12 protein-coding genes are annotated in these 14284 nt (G+C 65.9%); 10 read left to right on the forward strand and 2 right to left on the reverse strand.

From position 1 onward, the window contains the following. The first annotated feature begins 247 nt into the window (after positions 1–247). The 8 genes from BZL41_RS21915 to BZL41_RS21950 all read left to right on the forward strand — a co-directional run bounded on the left by BZL41_RS21915 (position 248) and on the right by BZL41_RS21950 (position 7234). Positions 248–937, forward strand: coding sequence for a thermostable hemolysin (locus BZL41_RS21915; protein WP_095601237.1), 690 nt, complete (start codon positions 248–250; stop codon positions 935–937). Further along, positions 921–2381, forward strand: coding sequence for an AMP-binding protein (locus BZL41_RS21920; RefSeq protein WP_095601238.1), 1461 nt, complete (start codon positions 921–923; stop codon positions 2379–2381). The genes BZL41_RS21915 and BZL41_RS21920 overlap by 17 nt, the downstream gene beginning before the upstream one ends. Further along, positions 2378–3028 carry a TenA family transcriptional regulator gene (locus tag BZL41_RS21925; RefSeq protein WP_095601239.1) on the forward strand — a complete coding sequence of 217 codons (651 nt, stop codon included), beginning with the start codon at positions 2378–2380 and terminating at the stop codon, positions 3026–3028. The genes BZL41_RS21920 and BZL41_RS21925 overlap by 4 nt, the downstream gene beginning before the upstream one ends. A gap of 9 nt (positions 3029–3037) precedes the next feature. Then, on the forward strand, positions 3038–3829 hold the full coding sequence (locus BZL41_RS21930; protein ID WP_095601240.1) for an SDR family oxidoreductase: 792 nt from the start codon (positions 3038–3040) through the stop codon (positions 3827–3829). 13 nt (positions 3830–3842) lie between these two features. Continuing rightward, positions 3843–4493 carry a tetratricopeptide repeat protein gene (locus BZL41_RS21935; protein ID WP_095601241.1) on the forward strand — a complete coding sequence of 217 codons (651 nt, stop codon included), beginning with the start codon at positions 3843–3845 and terminating at the stop codon, positions 4491–4493. Between the two features lie 59 nt (positions 4494–4552). After that, the gene (locus BZL41_RS21940; protein WP_095601248.1) at positions 4553–5212 is read left to right on the forward strand and encodes a response regulator transcription factor; all 660 of its coding nucleotides are present in this window, start codon (positions 4553–4555) and stop codon (positions 5210–5212) included. Next, positions 5212–6618 carry an ATP-binding protein gene (locus BZL41_RS21945; RefSeq protein WP_095601242.1) on the forward strand — a complete coding sequence of 469 codons (1407 nt, stop codon included), beginning with the start codon at positions 5212–5214 and terminating at the stop codon, positions 6616–6618. Before BZL41_RS21940 ends, BZL41_RS21945 begins: the two co-directional genes overlap by 1 nt. A 67-nt stretch (positions 6619–6685) precedes the next feature. Next, entirely contained in the window at positions 6686–7234 is a 549-nt protein-coding gene (locus BZL41_RS21950) for a cytochrome b (RefSeq protein ID WP_095601243.1), read from the forward strand. 284 nt (positions 7235–7518) lie between these two features. Here the strand turns inward: BZL41_RS21950 and BZL41_RS21955 are convergent, their stop codons facing one another. Further along, positions 7519–9546, reverse strand: coding sequence for a PAS domain-containing sensor histidine kinase (locus BZL41_RS21955; protein ID WP_256578223.1), 2028 nt, complete (start codon positions 9544–9546; stop codon positions 7519–7521). A gap of 200 nt (positions 9547–9746) precedes the next feature. Next, a complete protein-coding gene (locus tag BZL41_RS21960) occupies positions 9747–10025 on the reverse strand; it encodes a peptidylprolyl isomerase (RefSeq protein WP_095601244.1) in 279 nt (92 codons plus the stop codon). A gap of 134 nt (positions 10026–10159) precedes the next feature. On the opposite strand from BZL41_RS21960, the gene BZL41_RS21965 reads away from it, so the two are divergent. Together BZL41_RS21965 and ligD are read left to right on the forward strand one after the other, a co-directional pair. Continuing rightward, the gene (locus BZL41_RS21965; RefSeq protein WP_174706196.1) at positions 10160–11359 is read left to right on the forward strand and encodes a PilT/PilU family type 4a pilus ATPase; all 1200 of its coding nucleotides are present in this window, start codon (positions 10160–10162) and stop codon (positions 11357–11359) included. A 71-nt stretch (positions 11360–11430) separates the two neighbouring features. After that, entirely contained in the window at positions 11431–14010 is a 2580-nt protein-coding gene (ligD, locus tag BZL41_RS21970; RefSeq protein ID WP_095601245.1) for a DNA ligase D, read from the forward strand. Positions 14011–14284: the final 274 nt, after the last annotated feature.

Genomic DNA, 14284 nt, shown 5'->3' on the forward strand with positions numbered 1-14284 from the left:
ATCCAATAACAGGGATTTTCTAAAGAAAGGTCAAATTGATTCGGTCTCCTGGATCCAGAATATGGGCGATAAACGAACGGATGAGGCGATCCACACCGCTTCTCGTAGGAGCCCGCTCTGCTGGCGAAGCTTCTTCGAATAAATTCGCTCTTCCTACAGGTCCGCACCTGCCTCTTCCCCAGGCTTAAGACTCCCTTAAGCCTGGCTCCCAACAATCCGTCCCAGGTTCATCACGAGAGGTTCCGGTATGGAACTGCCTGGGATTCATGCTGACGGTTTGCTCGCCCGGATCGGCCGCGAGCCGGCGTTCGGTCTGCGTTATGCCCAGCACCGCCACGGTGAGCGCCGGGCGTTGCTGGAGGCGTTCATCCGCGAGCGTTTCGCCGAGCACTATGGGGCGCGTGTCCGGCATTTCATGCCTTGCCTGCTCGGGCTGGAAAGCGCGGACGGCGCGGTGCGGGGGGCGGTGGGGTTGCGTGCGGCGGGGGAGGCGCCGCTGTTTCTCGAACGCTATCTGGACCGGCCCATCGAGCAGGTGATCGCCGGGTACAGCGGCCAACCGATTGCGCGGCGCGACATCGTCGAGGTGGGCAATCTGGCCGCCCTGGGTGCCGGGGCGGCGCGGCTGCTGATCGTGGCGCTCACCGACCTGCTGGTGGCCTGCGGTTTCCGCTGGGTCACCTTCACCGGTACGCCCGCGCTGCTGAACAGCTTCCAGCGGCTGGAGCTGTCGCCCCTGTCCCTGGGGCCAGCCGATCCGGTCTGCCTGGGTGCCGAGCAGGCCGACTGGGGCAGCTATTACGCCAATCATCCGCAGGTCATGGCCGGGGAAATCCTGGGTGGCCATCAGCGCCTGGTGCAGATGGGCGTTTACCCACGGTTGGGCTATCGCGCCCTCTACAGCGAAGGAGCTTTGCCCCATGCAGCCTGCCATTGACCGGCTGTGGGCCGCGCTGGCGGCGCACGGCGAGCGGGTCGCCCTGCGCCAGGGTGCATTGTCGCTGAGTTATGTTGCGCTGCGCCGGGAGGCCGAAGAGCGTGCCGGGCAGTTGGAGGCGCTCTGCGTCCGGCGGGTTGCGCTGGCGCTGGACAACGGCCCCGAGTGGGCGCTATGGGACCTGGCGTTGCTGCGCGCCGGCAAGGTCTGCGTGCCGCTGCCGGGGTTCTTTTCGTCGGGGCAGCGGCGCCATGTGCTGGACAGCGCCGGCATCGATACGCTGATTGGCGCCGCCGACGAAACGGCTCGCGCCCTCGGCTTCGAGGAGCGCCTGCCGGGCCTGTGGCAGCGCGATCCGGGCGAGGTCACGGCGTTGCCGGCCGGCACACGGAAGATCACCTACACCTCCGGCACCACTGGCCAGCCGAAGGGCGTTTGCCTGGATGCCGAGGTGCAGCTACGGGTGGCGGAGAGCCTCTGGCAGTCCAGCCGGTCCCGTGAGGTGGAGCGGCATCTGTGCATCTTGCCGCTGGCGGTGCTGCTGGAGAACATTGCCGGTATCTACGTGCCGCTGCTGGCCGGTGCCGAGATCGACCTGCCGTCGCTGGCGGATGTGGGAATCAAGGGCGGCAGCGGTCTCGACCTACCATGCTTTCTCACCACGCTGGCGCAGAGCCGGCCGCACAGCCTGATTCTCCTGCCGCAACTGCTTCTGGCCTTGGTGACTGCCGCCGAGCGCGGGATGCCGTTGCCCGACTCGCTGCGCTTCGTCGCGGTGGGCGGTGGACGGGTGGCGGAGCAGTTGTTGCAACGCGCCGATGCGCTCGGCCTGCCGGTATTCGAGGGTTACGGGCTGTCCGAGTGCGCTTCGGTGGTTTGTTTGAACACGCCGGAGGCGCGTCGTATCGGTACGGTCGGCAAGCCACTGCCGCATCTGGAGGTACGGCTGAGCGAGGACGGCGAGGTGCTGGTGCGCGGGGCACGCCTGCTCGGTTATCTCGGCGAACCGGCACCACAGGACGAGTGGCTCGCCACCGGCGACCTGGGGCATTTCGACGAGGGATTCCTCGTTCTGCATGGCCGTCGCAAGCATCAGTTCATCACCGCCTACGGCCGCAACGTCAACCCGGAATGGGTGGAAGCCGAGCTGGTACAGCAGCTTCCCATCGCCCAGGCCTGGCTGCATGGCGAGGCGCTGGCGGAAAACATCGCCGTGCTGGTGCCGCGCTTCCCCACTTGTAGCGACGACGAACTGGCCGCTGCGGTGGCAAAAGTCAATCGCGTGCTGCCCGATTACGCCCGCGTTCATCGCTGGCTGCGCGCCGAACAACCCTTCAACGAGGCCAACGGCCTGGCCACCGCCAACGGCCGGCTGCGCCGCGCCGCCTTGCTCGATCACTACCAGTCGGCCTTCGCGGCCATTTCCCCCGAGGACAGACCATGAGTTTTTACGAGACGCTGCAAGAACAGACCGCTGCCGAGCGCGACTACCTGCTCGGCGCACCGATCATCCAGCAGACCATGGCCGGCAAGGTCAGCCTGGCCAGCTACAAGGCGTTCCTTACCGAGGCCTACCACCACGTCAAGCACACCGTGCCGCTGCTGATGGCATGCGGGGCGCGCTTGCCGGAGCGGCTGGAGTGGCTGCGCGAGGCGATTGCCGAGTACATCGAGGAGGAATACGGCCACCACGAGTGGATTCTCAACGACATTCGCGCCTGTGACGGCGATGCCGAGGCGGTGCGCAATGGTACGCCGGGGTTGGCCACGGAGCTGATGGTCGCTTATGTCTACGACCGTATCGCCCGCGACAACCCGGTGGGTTTCTTCGGCATGGTCAACGTGCTGGAGGGGACCAGCGTCATGCTCGCCACCCAGGCCGCCGGCATCATCCAGGGCCAGCTCGGCCTGCCGCCCCAGGCGTTCAGCTACCTGACCTCCCACGGCAGCTTGGACCTGGAGCACATCGAGCTGTTCAAGGGGCTGATGAACCGCCTCGGCGACCCGCGCGACCAGGCCGCCGTGGTGCATACCGCCAAGGTGGTGTACCGCCTGTACGGCGACATGTTCCGCAGCTTGCCGCTGTCCTGAGGGCCGATCATGAAACTCTCCGAATGCCGCGCCGTGCTCACCGGCGCCAGCGGCGGGATCGGCCAGGCGCTGGTCGAACGGCTCTGCGCCGGCGGTGCCAAGGTGCTGCTGGTGGGGCGCCAGGGCGATACCCTGCGGGCCCTGGCGCAGCGCTTTCCCGGGCAGGTCGAGGTGGTCCAGGCCGACCTGCGCGAGAGCACCGGGCGCGACGCGGTGTTGAGTGCTGCGCGGCGTTTCGGTGGGGTCAATTGCTTGATCAATGCAGCCGGGGTCAACCAGTTCTGCCTGCTGGAATCCCAGGACGAGGACGCCATCGCCGCGCTGGTCGAGGTGAACCTCACCGCGCCGCTACAACTCACCCATCGCCTGCTGCCGCTGTTGCGCCATGCGCCGCGCGCGCTGGTAGTGAATGTCGGTTCCACCTTCGGCTCCATCGGCTACGCCGGTTTCACCGCCTATTGCGCCAGCAAGTTCGCTGTGCGCGGCTTCTCCGAGGCACTGCGTCGCGAGCTGGCGGACACCTGCATCAAGGTGCTCTACATCGCCCCGCGTGCTACCCGCACGGCCATGAACGGCGACCGCGTGGTGGCGATGAACGACGAACTGAACGTGAGCATGGACGCGCCGCAGGCGGTGGCCGTGCGGATCGTCGAGGCGATCCTCCGCGAGCGAGAGGAAAGCTACCTGGGCTGGCCGGAAAAACTCTTCGTCCGCCTCAACAGCCTGTTGCCGCGGGTGGTGGACCAGGCGCTGCGCAAGCAACTGCCGGTCATCCAACGCTTTGCCCGTCACCGTTCCTGACTTGGAGAACCCTATGAGAGTCCTGATTTCCCTTTGCCTGGCCCTGGGCGGCCTGCTCAGCCTGCCGGCATTCGCCCTCAGCGACAGCGGCCAGCAGATGCTGGGCCATTTGCAGACGCGCTGGGCGGAAATCCGCTACGACCTGCCGGAAAAGCAGCGCGAAGCAGCGTTCGCCGGTCTCGCCAAGGAAGCCGAGCAGGCCCTGGCCCGCGAACCGAAGGCGGCCGAGCTGCTGATCTGGCGCGGCATCATCCTCAGCACCTGGGCCGGCGCCAAGGGTGGGCTCGGCGCGCTGGATTTGGTCAAGCAGGCGCGTGCCAGCCTGGAGCAGGCCCTGGCGGTGAACCCCAAGGCCCTCGACGGCTCCGCCTATACCAGCCTGGGCAGTCTCTACTACCAAGTGCCCGGCTGGCCGATCGGCTTTGGCGACGACGAGAAGGCCGAGGCGATGCTGAAGCAGGCGCTGGCGCTCAACCCCAAGGGCATTGACCCGAACTATTTCTACGGCGACTACCTGCTGCGCCAGAAGCGCTATGCGGAGGCCCGGGCCGCCCTGGAAACGGCGTTGCAGGCACCGGACCGCCCCGGCCGCGAGCTGGCCGACAAGGGCCGCCGCGAAGAGGCGCGCGCGCTGCTGGCAGAGGTCAGCAAGAAGCTGGAATGATGGCGCGCACTGCGGTTGAATGGCGCCATCCGGCGGGGCCGGCGATACGGGACGTCTCCATGCGATTGTTGTTGGTTGAAGATGACGGTGCGCTGGGCGAGGGCATCCGCACGGCGCTCAAGCCGGAGGGCTACACCGTCGACTGGTTGCAGGACGGCGCCAGCGCGCTGCATGCACTGAGCCACGAGGACTTCGATGTGGCCGTCCTCGACCTTGGCCTGCCGCGCCTGGATGGGTTGGAAGTGCTGCGGCGCCTGCGCGCGGCGGCCAACCCGGTGCCGGTGCTGGTGCTCACCGCCCGCGACGCCACCGGCGACCGGGTCGCCGGGCTCGACGCCGGGGCGGACGATTACCTGGTCAAGCCGTTCGATGTCGCCGAACTCAAGGCCCGTTTGCGCGCGCTGGTCCGGCGCAGCCTCAACCGCCCGCAGCCGGCGCTGGAATACCAGGACATCCGCCTCGATCCGGTGAACCAGCAGGTCACCTACCGGGGCGAGGCGGTGAACCTGTCGCGCAAGGAGTTCATGCTGCTCCACGAGCTGCTCGCCCACCCGGGCCGTGTGCTGACCCGCGACAAGCTGCAGCAGGTGCTCTACGGCTGGGATGAAGAGGTGGAGAGCAATGCCCTGGAAGTGCATGTGCACCACCTGCGTCGCAAGTTCTTCCCCGAGCTGATCCGCACCGTGCGGGGTGTCGGCTATCTGGTGGACAAGCTCTGATGCGTTCGATCCGTGCCCGTACCTTGCTGCTGGTGCTCGGCTTGCTCGGCGTCTCGCTGGGGTTGATCTCCTGGAAGAGCTACCGCGACGCCCACCATGAGATCGAGGAGCTGTTCGACGCCCAGTTGGCGCAGAGCGCGCGTCTGCTGCAAGGGCTGGTCGGACGCGACATGAGCGACGCCAACCGCAGCGAACTGCAGGCTGCCCTGGATGCCGCACTGGTGGGCGGTCAGGAACGCAAGGCGGGTCACCGCTACGAGGGCAAGCTCGGTTTCCAGGTTGCCGACGAGCAGGGCCGCTCGCTGCTGCATTCGGCGAGTATCCCGGCGGATGCCTTGCAGGTTTTGCTGAGTAGCGTCGGGGCGGCCGCCCCGAGCACCGCCCTGGAGGGCTACCACGACCTGCGCATGGCCGGACACGGCTGGAGGTTGTTCCTCCTGCACGACCGGGAGGACCGCGCCTGGCTGCTGGTCGGCGAGCGCGACAGTGTGCGCGGCGAGCTGGTGGGCAAGATTGCCGCCCGCAGCCTGCTGCCCGATCTGGTGGGGCTGCCGGTACTGGCGATTCTGGTGTGGCTGGCGGTGGGCTGGGGGCTGCGGCCCTTGGTGCGCATGACCCAGTCGCTCAAGGCGCGCGGCCCGGACGATCTGTCTCCGCTGATCCTGCAACCCTTGCCGAGGGAGCTGGAGCCGGTGGTGGCGTCCTTGAACCGCCTGTTGTTGCAGGTCACTCAACTGATCGAGCGGGAGAAACGCTTCATCGCCGATGCCGCCCATGAGCTGCGCACGCCCCTGGCGGTGCTGCGCATCCACGCGCAGAACGCGATGGAGGCGGCCGATGAGCATGACCGCGCCGATGCATTGGCGCAGCTCATCGCCGGCGTGGACCGGACCACCCGGGTGGTGGCGCAGATGTTGACCCTGGCCCGGCTGGAGCCGAATGCCGTGCAACTGGCCATGGCCCGTCTCGACCTGTGCGCGCTGGCCCGTGGCGCCCTGGCGGAACTGACGCCTCTGGCGCTGAACCGCCGTCAGGAACTGACCCTGGAAGCGGCAGACGGCGGCGATTATCGCCTGATGGGCGATGCGGCCAGCCTGGAGACCCTGCTGCAGAACCTGGTCGGCAACGCCTTGCAATACACCCCGCCCGGCGGGCAGATCCAGGTGTGCCTGGAAGGCACCGGAGATGCCGTGTCGCTGCGCGTCTTGGACAGCGGCCCCGGCGTGCCGCTGGAAATGCGTACCCAGGTGTTCGAACGCTTCTTCCGCCAGGGCGAAGGGCAGGGTGCCGGGCTGGGGTTGTCCATCGTCGCGCGGGTGGCGGAGCTGCACCGGGCGGATGTCGAATTGCTCGAATCGCCGCTGGGCGGACTGGAAGTCCGGGTGCGTTTCCCGCGTGAAGTGTGAGGGGTAAGGTTTCCTTAAGTGTCCAGCCTTAGGATCGCGACACTTCCTCACACAAGGAGCGTTTCCGATGACCTATCTCTCTCAACGCTACAGCCGCCTTTCCATTGGCCTGCATTGGCTGATGCTGCTGCTGATCGCCGGCGTGTATGCCTGCATCGAGCTGAAAGGCAACTTCCCCAAAGGTAGCGAAACTCGCGAGTTGCTCAAGCAATGGCACTTCATGCTGGGCCTGGCGGTGTTCGCCCTGGTTTGGTTGCGTTTGCTGGCGCGCATTCTTGGCCCCTCGCTGCGTGACGAACCCGCCGTTCCGGCCTGGCAGGGTTGGTTGGCGAAGGCCATGCACCTTGCTCTGTATGGCCTGATGATCGGCCTGCCGTTCGTGGGTTGGCTGATCCTCAGCGCGGCTGGCAAGCCGATTCCGTTCTTCGGCCTGGAATTGCCGGCCCTGGTGGCCCCGGACAAGGAGCTCGCGGGTGAGCTGAAGGAATTGCACGAAGCGCTCGGCCAAGCCGGTTATTGGCTGATCGGCCTGCATGCGGTGGCCGCGTTGTTCCACCATTACGTGAAACGCGATGGGGTGCTGCTGCGCATGTTGCCGCTGGGTGATGGGCGCTGAGTCGTATCCTGCGTGGAGCTTCGCCAGCAGAGCTGGCTCCTACGAAAAGCAGGTCTGAGTGGTACGCAACCTGTAGGAGCGGATTCATCCGCGAAGCTACCTTTCAGCCCATCGCGAATGAATTCGCTCCCACGCCGAGGTCCGGACGCGGCGCTTTGTAGGAGCGAGCTCTGCTCGCGAATGGGGCTATACAAGAGCTTCGCCAGGAGAGCTGGCTCCTACAGAGAGCGGAATGTGGTAGGGGCGGATGTGGGGACTCGTCCGCCCGACGGCCGCTTGCCCATTCAGCCGAGCAGGCCCTTGATCCGATTGGCCAGGGCGTCCAGGGTGAAAGGCTTGGTCAGGATTTGCATGTCCGGCTCCAGGCGGTCGTTGCCGACCACCGCGTTCTCGGCATAGCCGGTGATGAACAACACTTTCAGCCCCGGCCGGATCCGGCGCGCGGCGTCGGCGACCTGGCGGCCATTCATGCCGCCGGGCAGGCCGATGTCGGTGATCAGCAGGTCCACGGGCCGGCCTGATTCCAGCAACGCCAGGCCGGACGGGCCTTCCGCGGCCTCGAGGGTGGCGTAGCCGAGGTCTTCCAGCACTTCGGTCACCAGCATGCGCAGGGTCGCCTCGTCATCGATCACCAGTACGGTTTCGCCCTGGCTGGCCACCGGCATGTCGGAGGTCGGCGCCATCTTGCTGGGGGCTTCCGGCTCACCCGCGTGGCGCGGCAGGTAGAGCATGACGGATGTCCCCTGGCCGGTTTCCGAGTGGATCCGTACCTGGCCGCCGGACTGTTGGGCGAAGCCGTACACCATGGAAAGCCCCAGCCCGGTACCCTGGCCGGTGGGTTTAGTGGTGAAGAAGGGTTCGCAGGCCCGTTTGGCGACTTCCGCCGACATGCCCATGCCGGTATCGCTGACCTTCAGCGACAGGTATTCGCCGGGCGCCAACTCCAGCGCGCCGGCGGCTTTTGCCCCCAGCTCGACGTTGGCCGTCTCGATGACCAGCCGCCCACCTTCCGGCATTGCGTCGCGTGCGTTGATGCAGAGGTTGAGCAGGGAGTTTTCCAACTGGTTGCGATCCACCAGGGCGGTCCAGGAGTCCGCGGAGCGGATGATATCCACCCGGATCGTTGGCCCCATGGTGTGGCGGATCAGTTCTTCCATGTCGGCGATCAGGTGGTTGATCCGGGTCGGCCGCGGATCGAGGGTCTGGCGCCGGGAAAAGGCCAGCAGGCGGTGGGTCAGGGAGGCCGCGCGCTGGGTCGCGCCCTGGGCCGCCTCGATGTAGCGCTCGAGGTCCCGGGTACGCCCCTGGCGGAGCCGCTCGCCCAGCAATTCCAGGCTGCCGCCGATGCTCAGCAGCAGGTTATTGAAGTCGTGCGCCAAGCCGCCGGTGAGCTGGCCGACCGCTTCCATCTTCTGGCTGTGGCGAAGGTTCTCCTCGGCTTGCTGGAGGGCTTCGGCCTGCTCCTTTTCCGCAGTGAAGTCCCTCCCCACGGCATTGATCAGGCCATCGCCGGGTACCGCGTTCCAACTGATCCAGCGGTAGCTGCCGTCCTTGTGGCGGACGCGGTTGTCCAGGCCGGAGATCGGCGTGCCGCGGGACAACAGGCGGATGGTGCGGATGGTGCGATGCAGGTCCTCGCGGTGGATGAGGCTCAGTGCCCGTTGGCCGACCAGTTCCTGCTCGCTCCAGCCGAGCATGCGCTGCCAGGCGGGGTTGGCTGCGGTGATCGTGCTATCGAAGTGGGTCACCAGCATGATGTCGGTGGATAACTGCCAGAGGCGGTTGCGGTCGGCGGTGCGTTCGGCGACCTGCTTTTCCAGCGAGTTGGCGAGTTCGCGCAACTGGCGTTCGGCGAGGTACTTGCCGGTCATTTCGATAACGGTATCCATCATGCCGACGACCACGCCGTTCTCGTCCCGTACCGGGCTGTAGCAGAAGGTGAAGAAGGTCTGCTCCAAGTGGCCGTGGCGGTTGATGGCGAGCGGGAAATCCTCGATATAGGTCGCCTCGCCGGAAAACGCGCGCTCGGCGATCGGGCCGATGGCGTCCCAGGCTTCGCTCCATATCTCGTCGAACGGCCGCCCCAGTGCTTCCGGTTTGTTGCCGAGGATCGGCTTGAAGGCATCGTTGTAGATCGAGGTGAGGGAGGGTCCCCACACCAGGCACTTGGGGAATTTAGAGTTGAGGACGAATTCCACGGTGACGCGCAGCACGGTCGGCCAGTCCTGGATCGGGCCGAGCGGAGTGGCACTCCAATCGAAGGTGCGGACCTTCTGCCCCATCTCTCCGCCATCGAAGGGAAAACGGGGCATCCGCGGGGCCGTTATCAGATTCATGGGGCCTGTGAACTGTCGCTCCGGTTGCATCCTGCATACTCCTTCGGGCGGGGGCTGTCGCTACGATGCATGAGTGACAGACCACCAAACCGCGCAACCTATCCGTTGCCCTCGCCACAATTCGCCGAACGGCAGCGGTCGACGGGCGGAAACCGGCCATTTTCCGGTTTTTGTGGTCATTCTCGATAGAACACTTGTACTAGGTGGTAGCCGAAGACGCTCTTGATCGGCCCGTGTACGGTGCGCAGGGGCTTCTTGAAGATCACCTGATCGATGGCCCGCACCATCTGGCCGGGGCGGACCTCGCCGAGATCGCCGCCGCGTTTGCCGGACGGGCAGAGCGAGTGTTTCTTCGCCAGGGCATCGAAGGCTTCGCCGTTGGCGAGGCGTTTTTTCAGTTGTTCGGCTTCGGCCTCGGTCTTGACCAGGATGTGGCGGGCCATGGCTTTGGGCATGTGGGAGTCCGATTCTGTGATGGGCTAGGCATTGTGCCTGAACCCAAGACCATACAGTCGCCGGTTCGTTGGCGCCAGTTTTTCGTCGGTCCCGGTCGGCGGTGCGTCATCCTTTAGCGTAAGAAGAGTGCTCCATGGATATCCAATCGATGCTGAAAATCCTGGCCAGCCAGGACGGTTCCGACCTCTACCTCTCCACGGGCGCACCGCCCTGCGCCAAGTTCAATGGCGTGCTCAAGCCGCTCAGTGCCGAACCGCTGAAGCCGGGGGAGGTGGCGAAGATCGCCGAGTCGGTCATGGACGCCGAGCAACGGGCCGAATTCGAACGGGAGCTGGAGATGAACCTGGCGATCTCGCTGCCGCACATCGGCCGCTTCCGTATCAACATCTTCAAGCAGCGCAACGAGGTATCCATCGTCGCGCGCAACATCAAGATGGAGATTCCGAAGTTCGAGGACCTCAAGCTGCCGGAAGTGCTGCTCAAGGTGGTGATGGAGAAGCGGGGACTGGTGCTGTTCGTCGGCGGCACCGGCTCCGGCAAGTCCACCTCCCTGGCGGCATTGATCGACTACCGCAACCGCAACAGCGGCGGGCATATCATCACCATCGAGGATCCGGTGGAATACGTGCACCGGCACAAGAAATCCATCATCAACCAGCGCGAGGTGGGCGTGGATACCCGCAGCTTCCATGCCGCGCTGAAGAACACCCTGCGCCAGGCGCCGGACGTGATCCTGATCGGCGAAATCCGCGACCGCGAGACCATGGAGCATGCCCTGGCGTTCGCCGATACCGGTCACCTGGCGATTTCCACCCTGCACGCCAACAACGCCAACCAGGCGCTGGATCGCATCATCAACTTCTTCCCGGAAGACCGCCGCCCGCAGCTGCTCAACGACTTGGGCAACAACCTCAAGGCGTTCGTCTCCCAGCGGCTGGTCAAGACCGTCGACGGCAAGCGCCGCGCCGCCGTGGAAGTGCTGCTCGGCACGCCGACCGTGCGCGACCTGATCAAGCGCAGCGAACTCAGCTCGATCAAGGAGGTGATGGAGAAATCGAAGAACCTGGGCATGCAGACCTTCGATCAGGCGCTGATCGACCTGGCCAACGAGGGCGCCATCAGCGAAGAGGAAGCGATCAAGAACGCCGACTCGGCCAACAATGTCCGCCTCAAGCTGAAACTCTACAAGGACACCCCGGCCACCGCCCAGCCCGCGGCGCCCAGCGCTCCCGAACCGGCCAAGCCTGTGGACGCCCCGGCCTGGGGGCTGGAACTGAAGCTGGAGGATATCGAGGAAGAAGGCGGGCCCGAGGAGCCGGGGCGTCCGCAATAACAGGTCATTCTTATAGAACCCCTGGGGGGCCGCGCATCTCTAAGCTTCTAGACCAAGCGAGAGGCGATCCCATGGCCAAGCCGCTGGAAGAGTACAACCGCAAGCGCGATTTCTCCGCCACACCCGAGCCCTCCGGCGCGGCCCGGCGAACCCGCCGCAAGGTCGCGGCGGGGGAGCACGCACTGCAATACTGCATCCAGAAACACGATGCGACCCGCCTGCATTACGACTTCCGCCTGGAACTGGACGGCACCCTGAAGAGCTGGGCGGTGCCCAAGGGGCCCTGCCTCGATCCCAAGGTGCGGCGGCTGGCGGTGCATGTCGAGGACCACCCGCTGGACTACGCGGACTTCGAGGGAAATATCCCCGAGGGCCATTACGGCGCCGGCGATGTGATCGTCTGGGACCGGGGCGTTTGGACGCCGGAGGGCGATCCCCGCGAGGGCTACCGCAAGGGCAAGCTCAAGTTCAGCCTGGAGGGTGAGAAGCTCAGCGGCAGTTGGAACCTGGTGCGCACGCACATGCAGGGCAGCAAGGAGCAGTGGTTCCTGATCAAGTCCAACGACGAAGCGGCGCGCCCGGAAAGCGAATACGACATCGTCGAGGCCCAGCCGGACAGTGTCATCAGCGACCGCACCATTATCCCGCGCCAGCGCGGCACCAAGGCGGCCGAGGCGCGCCGGCCGATCAAGACGCCGGCGCGGCGGCGTGGCCAGAAGGAGGAAGGGCAGCGGCTGGCCGGCGCGCGCGAGGCGCCCATGCCGGAGAAGCTGACGCCGCAACTGGCGACCCTGGTCGAGTCCGTCCCGGATGGCGACTGGCGCTACGAGATCAAGTTCGACGGCTACCGCATCATGACCCGCATCGAAAAAGGCAAGGTGCGCCTGATCACCCGTAACGGTCATGACTGGACGGCGAAGATGCCGCGGCAGGCCGAGGCGCTGGCCGCTCTGGGGCTGGAGTCGGCCTGGCTGGACGGCGAGGTGGTGGTGCTGAACGAGGAAGGGCTGCCGGACTTCCAGGCCCTGCAGAACGCCTTCGATATAGGCGGCAGCGAGCGCATCGTCTATTACCTGTTCGATGCGCCGTACCTGAACGGCATGGACCTGCGCGAGGTGGCGGTGGAACAGCGTCGCGCCGCGCTGGCGGCACTGATGGCGGACAACGAGAGCCCGTTGCTGCGCTTCTCCGAGGACTTTGCCGAAGACCCTGACGCGGTGCTGGAGAGCGCCTGCCAGATGCGCCTGGAAGGCCTGATCGGCAAGCGCGCCGGCAGCCCTTACGTGTCCCGTCGCAGCTCCAGCTGGATCAAGGTGAAGTGCCAGAACCGCCAGGAGTTCATCATCGTTGGCTATACCGACCCGAAGGGCGCGCGCAATGCTTTCGGCGCGCTGCTGCTCGGCCTGCACGACGAGGACAGCGGCCAACTACGCTATGCCGGCAAGGTGGGCACCGGTTTCAATGAGGCTACCCTGCGCACGGTGTACAAGCAGCTCAAGGATCGGGAAATCGAGCGGCCGGCGGTGGTCAACCCGCCTACCGGTGCGGACGCCCGCGGCGCTCACTGGCTGAAGCCCGAGCTGATGTGCGAAGTGGCCTACGCGGAAATGACCCGCGACGGAGTGATCCGGCATTCGGTGTTTCACGGCTTGCGTACCGACAAGCCGGCGAAGGCAATCAGCCGCGAACGGGCGCAGCCGGCGGAGAAGGTCGAGGAGGAGGCAGTGCCGAAACGACGCAGCGGGCAGGCCAAGGCGAACGCGGACGGTGTCGGTCAGATCAAGATCAGCCACCCGGATCGCGTCATCGACAAGACCATCGGCGCCACCAAGCTGGAGCTGGCGCAATACTACGGACGGGTCGCCCCCTGGATCCTGCCCGACCTGCAAGGACGCCCGGTAGCACTGGTGCGGGCGCCGGAGGGTATCGACGGCGAACTGTTCTTCCAGAAGCACGCCGGCAAGCTGAGCCTGCCCCACGTCAACCAGACCGAGGACCCGGAAGACCCGCAACCGGTGCTGCTGGTGGACACGCCCGAGGGGCTGGTAGGCGCGGCGCAGATGGGCACCATCGAGCTGCATACCTGGAATGCCACCGTGCCGAAGCTGGAGCGCCCGGACCGCTTCATCCTCGACCTCGACCCGGACCCGGCATTGCCCTGGAAGCGCATGATCGAGGCGACCCAGTTGACCCTGACTCTGCTCGACGAGCTGGGGTTGCGCTCCTTCCTCAAGACCAGCGGCGGCAAGGGCATCCACGTGGTGGTACCGCTGACCCGCCGTCTGGGCTGGGACGCGGTGAAGGACTTCAGCCAGGCCATCGCCCGGCACATGGCCAAGCTGATGCCGGACCGCTTTTCCGCCGTCAGCGGGCCGAAAAACCGCGTCGGGAAGATCTTCATCGACTACCTGCGCAACGGCCGCGGCGCGACCTCGGTGGCGGCCTACTCGGTACGGGCACGGGAGGGGTTGCCGGTGTCGGTGCCGATCCACCGGGAAGAGCTGGCCGACCTCAAGGGCGCGAATCTGTGGAACATCCGCAACCTGTTCGAACGCTTGGACGAGCTGGGCGACGACGACCCCTGGGCAGACATGGCCGACACCCGGCAGGCGATCACGGCGGACATGCGCCGGCGGTTGGGGATGAAGTAGGGGTTGGTCGCAGGATCGTAGCCCGGATAAGCGTGGGCGTAATCCGGGACCCCGCGGCCCCGGATTACGCTGGCGCTTATCCGGGGCTACGGCGTGGGGTAGGAGCGAGCTCTGCTCGCGAATGGTGCTGCACAAAAGCTTCGCCAGCAGAGCTGGCTCCTACGAAAAGCGAATCCGTCGGAGAATTGATGGTTCCCACGCTCCAGCGTGGGAGCCCTGGTCAGGACGCTCTGCGTCCGCCCGGATGGACGCGGAGCGTCCGAGGATGCATTCC

It is taken from the genome of Pseudomonas sp. PIC25 (assembly GCF_002286785.1).
Lineage (GTDB): Bacteria > Pseudomonadota > Gammaproteobacteria > Pseudomonadales > Pseudomonadaceae > Pseudomonas_M.

Bases quoted from the DNA above. Each gene is read 5' to 3' on its own strand.
- BZL41_RS21915 (WP_095601237.1), top strand. From the start codon at position 248: ATGGAACTGCCTGGGATTCATGCTGACGGTTTGCTCGCCCGGATCGGC.
- BZL41_RS21920 (WP_095601238.1), top strand. From the start codon at position 921: ATGCAGCCTGCCATTGACCGGCTGTGGGCCGCGCTGGCGGCGCACGGC.
- BZL41_RS21925 (WP_095601239.1), top strand. From the start codon at position 2,378: ATGAGTTTTTACGAGACGCTGCAAGAACAGACCGCTGCCGAGCGCGAC.
- BZL41_RS21930 (WP_095601240.1), top strand. From the start codon at position 3,038: ATGAAACTCTCCGAATGCCGCGCCGTGCTCACCGGCGCCAGCGGCGGG.
- BZL41_RS21935 (WP_095601241.1), top strand. From the start codon at position 3,843: ATGAGAGTCCTGATTTCCCTTTGCCTGGCCCTGGGCGGCCTGCTCAGC.
- BZL41_RS21940 (WP_095601248.1), top strand. From the start codon at position 4,553: ATGCGATTGTTGTTGGTTGAAGATGACGGTGCGCTGGGCGAGGGCATC.
- BZL41_RS21945 (WP_095601242.1), top strand. From the start codon at position 5,212: ATGCGTTCGATCCGTGCCCGTACCTTGCTGCTGGTGCTCGGCTTGCTC.
- BZL41_RS21950 (WP_095601243.1), top strand. From the start codon at position 6,686: ATGACCTATCTCTCTCAACGCTACAGCCGCCTTTCCATTGGCCTGCAT.
- BZL41_RS21955 (WP_256578223.1), bottom strand. From the start codon at position 9,546: ATGCCCCGTTTTCCCTTCGATGGCGGAGAGATGGGGCAGAAGGTCCGC.
- BZL41_RS21960 (WP_095601244.1), bottom strand. From the start codon at position 10,025: ATGCCCAAAGCCATGGCCCGCCACATCCTGGTCAAGACCGAGGCCGAA.
- BZL41_RS21965 (WP_174706196.1), top strand. From the start codon at position 10,160: ATGGATATCCAATCGATGCTGAAAATCCTGGCCAGCCAGGACGGTTCC.
- ligD (WP_095601245.1), top strand. From the start codon at position 11,431: ATGGCCAAGCCGCTGGAAGAGTACAACCGCAAGCGCGATTTCTCCGCC.